This is a genomic window from Pseudoalteromonas sp. P80D2, assembly GCF_036680945.1.
Lineage (GTDB): Bacteria > Pseudomonadota > Gammaproteobacteria > Enterobacterales > Alteromonadaceae > Pseudoalteromonas > Pseudoalteromonas shioyasakiensis.
Map to the genome: position 1 here is coordinate 1 of NZ_JAZDAR010000003.1, position 10,874 is coordinate 10,874.

Annotated in this window: 5 protein-coding genes; 1 reads left to right on the forward strand and 4 read right to left on the reverse strand. The window is 45.1% G+C overall.

All coding sequences use genetic code 11. The features are described 5' to 3' along the window. Positions 1 to 436 precede the first annotated feature (436 nt). The 4 genes from VRK28_RS00015 to arfA form a co-directional block, all read right to left on the reverse strand. Positions 437 to 3,070: a glycosyl hydrolase family 18 protein gene (locus VRK28_RS00015; protein ID WP_062564740.1), complete on the reverse strand. Its 2,634-nt coding sequence runs from the start codon at positions 3,068 to 3,070 to the stop codon at positions 437 to 439. 65 nt (positions 3,071 to 3,135) lie between these two features. Then, positions 3,136 to 4,743: a lytic polysaccharide monooxygenase gene (locus VRK28_RS00020; protein WP_332393060.1), complete on the reverse strand. Its 1,608-nt coding sequence runs from the start codon at positions 4,741 to 4,743 to the stop codon at positions 3,136 to 3,138. 52 nt (positions 4,744 to 4,795) lie between these two features. After that, on the reverse strand, positions 4,796 to 7,972 hold the full coding sequence (locus VRK28_RS00025; protein WP_332393061.1) for a glycosyl hydrolase family 18 protein: 3,177 nt from the start codon (positions 7,970 to 7,972) through the stop codon (positions 4,796 to 4,798). Positions 7,973 to 8,436: 464 nt separating this feature from the next. Then, entirely contained in the window at positions 8,437 to 8,628 is a 192-nt protein-coding gene (arfA, locus tag VRK28_RS00030; RefSeq protein WP_054563243.1) for an alternative ribosome rescue factor ArfA, read from the reverse strand. 234 nt (positions 8,629 to 8,862) lie between these two features. Between arfA and VRK28_RS00035 the strand changes: the two genes are divergently transcribed. After that, entirely contained in the window at positions 8,863 to 10,734 is a 1,872-nt protein-coding gene (locus VRK28_RS00035; protein ID WP_332393062.1) for a monovalent cation:proton antiporter-2 (CPA2) family protein, read from the forward strand. Positions 10,735 to 10,874: the final 140 nt, after the last annotated feature.

Consider the following 10,874-nt stretch of genomic DNA (forward strand, 5'->3'; position numbering starts at 1 on the left):
TCTAATATCTGACCTCTAACGACTAAAAGCCAGCGATTTTACATCGCGTCCTAGCGCCTAAAACCTAGCGCCTGATGTTTCCCCCGTAGGCGTGAAACTTGTTTCGCGCGTCTGACCGCTGAAGGCGGAGTAGGTCGTCATTTATGGCGACACAAAACCGTTAACATAAACAGGCTAAAGCCCGACCTACAAGTTATTTTAGTGGTTTAAATACTCCTCCCGCGAAATAAATTTCAAACATTTCACTTTAATTGTCGCGGCATAAAGCCGCTGCTACAGGTCGTCTGACCGCTGAAGGCTGAAAGCTGACAGCTTCTTTCCCCTTTCCCCTCGCTAACTTTACTCTTTCTAACTTCCCCCCACAAAAAAGCAGCCATAAGGCTGCTTTGAAGGGAAATCACATTTTAATGATGGGCATTAAATGTGGTTATTACACTTAAAGTGCTTTCCATACATCCGCGACACCTGGCTCGTCTCCTTGAGTCCACCATTTCGCTTCGTATTTATTACCTTGGTAAGTGACTTGGTCGCCACCGTTGTAGATACCCGCAGCTTGCCACACAACATCACCGTTCCCATCGGTTGGTTGTGAAGTTGCTTCCCATGGGCCGCCTAAATCAGGGCGCTCACCTTGTGTCCACCACTTAGCGGTGTACTCTACGCCGTTATAAATCACCGTATCACCACCAACATAAGTCGCCGCTGCATCCCATGTGGTTTCACCATCTGGCGGAGTTGTTGTACCAGAATCTGTCACGGTGACATTAAAGCTCACTGCTGTTGCAGTTTGACCATCACTTACCGAAACCGACACAACATAACTTGTATCTGCATCAACGCTGCCCGCTTGTAAACTCACATCAGCACCAGAGCCTACTAACGTTAAGCCTGCTGGCACTGTCCAGCTGTATGAAAGCGTATCTCCATCAGCATCAGATGCCGAAACAGCCACGTCCACACTCGCGTCTTCTGCCACTGTTTTATCAGTAATTGCCGCAACGACTGGTGCTTGGTTCTCGCCTGTCGTTGGTGCTACTACATTCACTGTAACGTTACGGCTTACACTTGCCTCGCCATCGCTCACACTGACAGTAACCGTGTATTGCGTATCAGCACTCACTGATGGCGCTGTGATTACAAGGGTATTTGAATTTTCACCGCTTACTGTTAACGCACTGTCAGCTGTCCAGCTAAAGCTTAGCGGATCGTTATCAGCATCTGTTGCCGATGCACTAACAGATACACTTTCGCCAGAGTTAACAGATACAGTGCTTGATACAGATACCACTGGCGCTCTATTGCTAGGCTCAGTGACGGTACCACCAAGTGCCTCGTGCATGGCATTAAGAATATCGCCATTATCAGCATCAATTTCCCATGCAAACAGACCACCTAAATTATATTGATTAACATAAGCACCTTTTGCCAAAACAGAACGACGGTTATCGTATGTAATTAATTTACCGTTGCTACGGTTCCATACATAAGCGGCTTCGGCTTGTTCGTCATAACCTGTTTCAAACCCATTGATGCCATTTTCTGCAGCGCCCAACATGTAAGTTTTGATGCCTTTGTAATCAATAACACCGTCTTCCCATACGCCTTGCGCTGTAGTGCCTTTAAGTTTGCCGTTTCCTGGTGCTGTCATAGGGTTATCAGCGATAGTCGCGTTTTCTGGATAAACACCTTCCCAGCCACGGCCATACATAGCAGCACCTACCACGATTTTCTTCGATGGTACGTTTTGCGCAAGTAGATTTTGCACTGCATTATCAGTTGTATAAGCAGGGCCTTTATATGGAACGCCTTCTTCATCAACACCCGTGCCATCACACTGACCAACACGGAAATGCGATGAACAATAAAGCGCAGCCTGATGGCCAGTTACATTGCTCCATGCACCATAGTAGTCGTAGCTCATTAAGAAAATGTAATCCATATATTGCTGAGCTTGTGAGTAGTCGACATCTTCAATTTTGTCGTAACCAGCACCAATCGCTGATGTTAACTCATACTCACGACCTGTCTCTGCTTCAAGCTTATCAAGCATCGCGCGCAGCTCTTGCATTAACGCAACGTATGCTGGGCCGTCAGCAACTGGGTCGCCTAAGTTTGGATTAGCCCCCTGACCACCTGGGTATTCCCAGTCAATATCAACACCGTCGTAGAACTTCCACGTTCTTAAAAACTCTTCCATTGATGCCACAAATGTGTCGCGGTTTGCTTTATCGGTAAAGTAGGCAAATGGGTCTGATAAAGTCCAACCACCCACTGATGGTAAAATTTTCAGATCAGGGTAGCGCTGCTTTAACGCCATTAACTGCGAATACGTACCACGAATTGGGTCATTACTATCAACACCCGGTAGCGCTTTTTGAATCGCAGCCCAAGGGTCGTGGATCACCACTTCAAAATCTTGCGAGCCTGCACAGGCAGTATTTAACGCGTTTTTAGGCCCACCTGTTAACGAGTCATTAGGTCCACAAATTGGAATAAATCCATACAAGATATGACTGAGGTTTTGCGCTGGGATATTAGTTACGTCGAAATCGCGACCATAAATACCCCATTCAACAAAGTAGGCACCGGTTACAAGGCCATCTTTAGTGCCAATATTTTGGTTATTTGGATCATAATCCATCGGCAATGGCGCTAAGTGTCCACCATCTGTATCGGCAATAACAATTGGCTTACCTTCACTGCGAGCACAGGTGGTACCGCCTTCACATAGTTCTACATATAATGTGTGACGACCTGCTTTATCATACGGGAAGCTAATAACACCACTTTTAGTGCCTGCTGCCAGCGAGCCTTCATTAACCAACATATCATCGAAATACACTTTATAGCTGTCGCCGCCATCCCCACTCCATGCGTTCCATTCAATGCTGATAGTGACTTCATCAACGCGGTTCACCAAGCTCTTATATGAACCTGTGCCCTCAAGATCAACCTCAACAAATGAGTATTCTTGTGGCTCCCAAATAATGGTTGGTGTTGAAGGTGCTGCATTCGCTGCACTTGCAAAGAGTGCAACACCAATGGCTGCGGTTAATTGTTTTATATTCATGATTCTCTCTTATCTGTTTTTATATAGCGTTACGCTGTTATTGATAAAGTTTGAACTACAAAACTTTAGATTTCTGTCCATACTTGGCTGGCACCCGGTACATCTCCTTGGGTCCACCACTGCGCTCGATAGCGCTGTCCTTGATAGGTTACTTCGTCGCCGCCTTGATAGGCTTTGCCGCTGTTCCATTCGATTGATGCACTGCCAGATTCAAGCTGCCATGCATCACTACTGTCTGGTTGTGCGCCTTGGTTCCACCATTTCGCGCTGTAGATTCCACCGTTGAAACTCACTTTATCGCCCGTGTTGTATTGGCTTGTGCTATTCCAAGCAGGCACGCTCGGATCAACTGGATCAGGGTCGACCACAGTGCTATTAAGCACAGTCACGGTAAAACTTACTTGGCTTGTGAGCTCGCCATCTGACACAGATACACTTACGGTGTAACTTGCATTAGCATCCACAGCAGGGGCGTTTAGCGTGATGTTGGCATCATTACCCGTAAAGCTCAGTGGTGCCGGTACATCCCAGCTATAAGTTAAGGTGCTTTGCTGATCATCAAAGGCGTGCAGGTGTATCGCAGTGCTGCTTTCTTCTTCGACTTGAAGGTCATCTGGTTGATGAATTCTCGGCGCGGTATTGTCAGGAGCTGCTTGTATGCTTAGTGCAAAGCTGTAGTTTGCATTCGTTGTAAAGACTTGATTAGTCATTAAATCAGACGCATCAAAGGCAATATCTCCAGTGCTATTTTGCACGCCAATATTAACTAAGTGCGCGTAATTAAGGTTTAACAGCGCTGCAAATTCAGCCTGCCAATTAGCCTGATTATCAGCTGTGATCTGCATTTGTTGAGTAAGTAACTCTTGGCCATTTTCATCAAATAACCGAGCTGACACACTACCGCCAACCTCAGCGTCTTGTCCTTGACGAACAAAGTAGCTGATTGCTGTCCAATCGCTTGGCTCTGTCGGGGTCGCATCGCTAACGATATTAATATCGCTACAGTTGTAGAAGCCTTCGCCACCGGCATCATCTCGTTGCCAACGCGTGTATAAAATGGCATCGCCACTGCGCCCTTGTGGAATCGATACGCTCATTTCATAGTAACGATCGTTGTTAGCGTCAATGCTAAAATCAAGATTGCCGTACTCTTCAACAAGCTCTAGATCATCCCAAGTAAGCACTTGAGTTGCACTATCAAAGCCCGGTTTTGTTAAATAAAACTGCCAAAAACTCGGGTTATGCGGCGTACTCGCTAAAAAGCGCACTAAAATATCGCCATTTGCATTAGGAATAACCTCACTGCGCTGCCAATGTGCTGAAGGTAAATCCATACCGCGTTTTTCTGGGTCGCCTGCGGCACATAATCGGCCATCAGGTACACTTTGTTTTACTGCTTCAAGGTCAGTGTAGTTAACCGTATTTGCCGAGTATTCAATGTCTTGCACAAACTGCACATGTCCTGCTTCAACAAACGCTGCGCGACAAGCAAGATTAGGGATCCCTGTACCATCAGCAGGCCACCAGTACCCGCCATCGGCATTACAAAATGCTTGGCGTGCCTTTGGGCTTTCTAAGAATCCGTGGGCATTCACATGGCTTGATGCACAGGCAATCAGCATGCTGGTTGCCACTGCCGATAAAGACAATGCCTTTGATTTCATTACTTTCATTGTTGTTCTCGCTGTAGAAATGCGGAGCAAAGTCCTTGCTCCGCTTAGTTGGTTAAAGCGTGCAACTCACCGTCCAGTCAGCAGATGTGCCTGGCTCTGTGCTCGTCCACCACTTTGCTTCGTAAATCACGTTGTTGTGATTCATTAGGTCGCCGCCAACAGCATGGCTTGGATTACCAGCCCAATCAGTTTGCGGCCAATTTGGATACACAGGGATGCTTGCTACATCAACACCATTACAGCTTCCCTCGCCACCCGTATCACCACCGGTATCACCGCCAGTATCACCGCCAGTATCACTACTACCTGCAGTGCCATCTGGTAGCATTGGGTATTCGTATTTGAAGGCGTAGGTTTTGCCATTTTTCTCAATTGTGAAGTTAGATGGGCCCGTAATTGGCATGTAGTACATAACTTGCGCCTCAACGGTTTCACCTGTGTTAAACGACTTTTCGATACCGCCCCACTCATTCACTAAGGTGATTGAAAAACGATGGAACTCATTTTCAAAGCCGCCGATATTATCGCCAGCTGCATTCGAGCCATTCGCTTCAACAGCCATGCCGAGCTTTTCTTGTGCATTCCAATTTGATTTGAAAATTGCCGAGGTAGAAACGGGCACATCAAAGCTGATTTTCGCGCCGCTTAAGTCGATACCTGAGTTATTGGTGAATGCGAATGTAGGTGAAATTGGGTAGTTATCATCACCAATTGGGAAGTCTTTCACTGTAAAGCTTACGTCAACCGCTTCGCTTGGCAGGGTGAAATCGACATTGCCTTGATGAGTGTTGTAAGCCACACCACTTTGGTTAAATTTATCGTAAGCAAGTGTGGTTAAGCTTGAGCCCATGAAGTACTCACCTTTCGCTGAGTCATAATCATAGTCACCAGCAAGTTCCCAGAACATGATGCCGCCAAGGCCATTGTTGATAACATAATCAACTTTGGTTGCCATTGATTGCTCATCTTCAATTGATAAGAAAACCTTTTTCTCTGCATTCCAAAGCCATGGAGCAACTGCTACATCATCGTAAAAACGTGTATAAGTACCTGTTAACACATCATCTGCATCGGTTTCTGGCGTTAGACCATAGATTTCAAGGTAAGAAGGGTTAATGCCGTTTTCGAGATTTTTCGCATGCCATAGTGGGTTCGAACCTGCAGGCATTTCTTCACCAACATCGTTCTTATCGTGCCATAGGTTATCTATGCCAAGTGCGCCATTACCGCATTGGTTTTTCTCACCAACGCCTGTCCCTTTAGCACATTTTGATTGATCTGGCAGCGCTGCTTGGCCCCATAAACCATTAGTACCACCCGACACATCTTTAAAGCCACGAGTGTAATATGGAATACCAATATTGATTCGACCCGCAGAAACCGCACCGCGGAAGTAACGCACAGCCCAATCCGTATTTAAGTAACCGATTCCTTCAAACTCAGCGGTGGTATAAACGCCCCACTGCGCTAATTCAGAATCAAGACCAGTATCAAACAAGGCTGCGTTGTGGCCTACATGTGAATTCCATGCACCATGTAAGTCATAAGACATAATGTTAACGTAATCGAGATACTTCACGCTTTGGAATGTTTCCATGCCACGTAATAAGTAACCTGAAGATGGTGAAGCAATCGTTAATAAGTAATGCTTACCAGCCTTTTCACCTGCAATATCAAGTTCTTCACGTAGTTTTTGCATCAATACACGATACGAGGCATTAAGACCTGCGCGACGTGCATTAGAGATAGGAAAATCATCAGGGTGGCCTGAGTCATTCATTGACGATGGGTATTCGTAATCAATATCGACACCATCAAAACCGTAAGTTTCAATAAATTCAACGGCGCTTTTCGCAAAAGCATCAATCCCCGCTTGGTTTACTGAGCCATCAGCATTGGTTGTCATCGTGTAGAAACCACCGCTGTTTACGCGAGTACCGTCTTCACCAAAATAACCACCGGTTTCAGCCCAGCCACCTACAGAGATTAAGGTTTTTACATCTGGGTGTTGTTTTTTGAATTTATTGAGTAAGTTAAAGTGACCTGTGTAACTAAAGCTTGGATCCATTTCAGCGCCTGTTACGCCCGGCCAAGTCATGTTTGTCGCTGGGTTGCCAGCGGCATTTGGATCACCAATCGAGACCTTGTTATTGCCATCAACATGCGCAAAGGCATAGTTGATATGGGTGATCTTGTCCCAAGGAATATCGTTAACTAAGTAGCTTGGCTGACCATTGGCACCATTTCGCCAACTCGTAAAATAACCAATAACTCGGCGTGGATGATCGGCGCCCATTTTCTCGCGGCCATTTGTATCATACACACTACAGTATGGGGTATTCACACCCGGTGTTTGGTATAAGCCTTGCGGTTTACAATCGCTACCAGGTTCTGTTGCTTCAACAACATTAACAACTTTGCTTTGTGTATCCGTCGCGCCTTCGTTATCGGTCACCGTTAAGGTAAATGAAAATTGCCCAAGTGCTGGAGCCTGCCACGTATAACTTGAAGAAGCGGCACTTGCTTGATGAACTTCAGTGCTGTTTTCAGTTAACGATAACGCAGTCACTTGGCCATCGCTATCAGTGCCAGAAAGCGCAAACACCACACTGTCACCCACAGTTACTTGTGATGGCAGTGAGCTAAATTCAATGCTTGCCACTGGCGCTTGGTTAACCGGCTCAACGTCATCAGACACACTCACTGAATGTGCAACCGCTGTAGAGGTTAGCCCCAAATCATCCGTTGCGACCGCGCTTATCACATGGCTGCCTTGCGTTGCTTGCCAGCTCGCTGAATAAGGTGCGCTTGTCACTACACTCAGCGATGTACCATCAACAAAAAACTCTACACTTGCCACGCTACCATCAGGATCAGCGGCGACAGCGCTTATGACAACGCTGTCACTTGTGGTAAATAAAGAACCCTCTGCGGGTGTTAAGCTGCTAATTTGAGGTGCTTGATTCTCATTGACAACGCTGTCACAAACACCCAATAAACGCCACTCTTGATCGACACCAGAAGTCTCCACAGGGTTGGTTTGCGTCCACCACTTCGCTTCATAAGCGCTACCTTGTGCCTGAACCTGATCACCACCAACATGTGTTTGCCCTTGTTGCCACACTTCTAAGTTGCTGCAATCAATCGCAGCCTGTGCTGTAAAGCCGTATAAACCTAGTGACAGCGCACTCAGTTTAAAGGCATTTCTTATTAATTTATGCGAGCTCATTCGCTCCCTCCGCCCAAAGTTTTAATAACATTTATTTTACAAATTCAACTTTAAAGTAACACAAAGCGCTATTACGTCAAGCTTGTATTTACCTTTAAAGGGTAAAATAAACACACTTTTTGATGCGAGATTCAGTTAAAACCACTAAAAAAGAATTAATTATTTTTATCAACAAGCAAAAACGAGGATGATTCTACCGAGTAAGAATGAACATAAAGTTAACAATATTTTAACCATGGAAAGCACGGCACTTCTGGCTTGTATAAAAAACAAGCAACGTTTGTGTGAGGGTAGGCGAAAATAATTACCGTATCGATTATGGGTATATAACGAATAAATTAGTTTTCAGGTAATAATTTCTATAAAAATAGAGTGAAAATTATTCTTAACACGAAATTTAGTCATAAAAAAAGCAAACACTCAGTGTTTGCTTTTCACAAAAATCCTATTTGATCACAACTTAATTAAGCAGCGATTAAATAGGACTCTCGTCCTGCATGTTTTGCCTTACGTTGATATGCACCTTTACCTTTTTTAGGCTTCTCTACTTTTGCTGTGAACAGCTTAGATGTCACCATTGCGGCGTACACATTATCGTTAATGACACCGCGACCAGTATCTACTTGGCCTTGTGTGCGTTGTTTCTTTTTGCTCATTTTTTGCTCCTATTAAATGTGTTGCGAGTATATACCTAGCCTAGCGCTACGCAAGTATTTTTAAGGAAAAATCGATGATTTTTTACCCCTTACTTTGTCTTACTCGTTTTGACTAAACACCATGCCTTGTTGTCATTTTACTGACTAAATTCGTATTTTGATTGCATTCACTACCTAACTGCTGGCAAAACTAGCGAAAACAACCATAGTTAATTAAAAACAAACAGGATTACGATGACTGACTTTCTCTTAATCGCCTATATATTCCTCATTGCAGGCATTATCGCCGTGCCTATTGCCAGCAAATTTGGGCTTGGCTCTGTGCTTGGCTATTTACTCGCAGGTATTGTTATTGGGCCAACACTGACATTTTTAAATGTTGATGTGATTGCCATCCAGCATTTTGCTGAGTTTGGTGTAGTAATGATGCTGTTTATTGTTGGCTTAGAACTTGAACCCAAAGCGCTTTGGTCAATGCGAAAACAGCTTATTGGCCTTGGTGGCGGACAAGTGATTTTATCAGCTGCCGCGTTTACTGGGATTGGTTTAGCATTTGGCCATGCTTGGCAAACAGCACTTACAATAGGCTTAATTTTATCGCTTTCATCGACCGCGATTGTGCTGCAAACGCTTTCAGAGCGCGGGCTATTAAAATCAGATGGTGGCCAAGCCTCATTTAGCGTACTACTCACCCAAGACATAGCCGTTATTCCTATGCTTGCGTTTATTCCCTTGCTTGCTTTACCTGAATTAGCACCCGCCATTGCAGGTACAGCCCATGCAAGCGAAGACGGTCATGGTGGTTTGAGTTTGGTAGCAAACCTTGAGAGCTGGCAAGCAGCGCTGGTTACTTTAGGTATGATTGCGCTCGTCGTTTTTGGCGGTAACTACTTAACCGCACCGATTTTTAGATTTGTTGCACAAGCACGGCTTCGCGAGCTATTTACCGCTACAGCCTTATTCTTCGTGATTGGTATCGCTTTGATGATGTCATTAGTTGGCTTATCACCTGCACTTGGCACCTTTTTAGCGGGTGTTGTGCTTGCAAATTCACCTTATAAACATGAGCTTGAAAGTAATATCGATCCCTTCAAAGGGCTATTACTTGGATTATTCTTTATCACCGTTGGCGCAAGTATCAATTTTCAATTACTCGCAGATAACCTAGCTACCATCGTGCTATTAACCGGCGCACTGATTGCAACTAAAACAGTTGTGCTATTAATTTTAGGCCGCATTTTTGGCTTAAGAGGCGCCGCACTTTGGTTGTTAGCACTAGGGCTTGCACAAGCTGGTGAGTTTGGTTTTGTACTACTGGCTTACAGTGTGTCTAATAATGTTTTAGCCGCAGCCGTTGCCGACCAACTATTACTGGTTGTGACCTTATCAATGCTGCTTTCGCCGGGGTTATTTATTCTCTATCAACGTGTGATAGCACCGCGCTTTATTTGTGAGCAAGCAGGAAAAGAAACAGAAGAGTTCCCTGATGATAGCCATGTGATCATCGCAGGCTCAGGCAGAATGGGTGGGCTGGTTGACCGTATTTTACAAGCTGGCGGCTATAAAACCACCGTGATTGATTACAACTACAAACAACTTGAGGCCCTTGAGCGTGTTGGTATTCGTAACTTTTTTGGTGATGCCACTCGACCAGATCTACTCAGTGCTGCAGGCATTGAAGATGCAAAACTGCTGGTTGTTGCGCTTGATGATGCCGAACAAATCACTAAATTAGTTCGCTATGCGATGCAAAATTACCCGCATTTACATGTGGTTGCCCGCGCCGTAGACCGCCATCATGTATACGATTTATGGGCTTACGGCTGTCGAGATATTATTCGCGAAACCTACGACAGCACCATGCGCATGGGCCGTTCATCATTTGAAGCACTCGGTATTGAACGAGAAAAAGCCCAAGAAATGGTCAATATTTTCAGTGAGTTTGATAAAGAAATGCTACGAGAAGCTGCCGACGTCTACGAGATCGGCGTGCCATTCGAAGAAAACCATGCCTATATCGAACGTATCACCAAATTATTCGATGAAAAAGAACCCGAAATAAAACAACAAATGCGCGAGATATGCGAGCGAGTTAAAAGTAACTAGGTTCGAGGGGCTAGGGACTAGGAGCTAGGTGCGAGGTGAGAGATGCGAGGTGAGAGATGCGAGGTGCTAGGTGCGAGATACGAGATACGAGATACGAGAGTAAACGCGATATAAATCTGATGCGTTCGTAGGAATGGCTT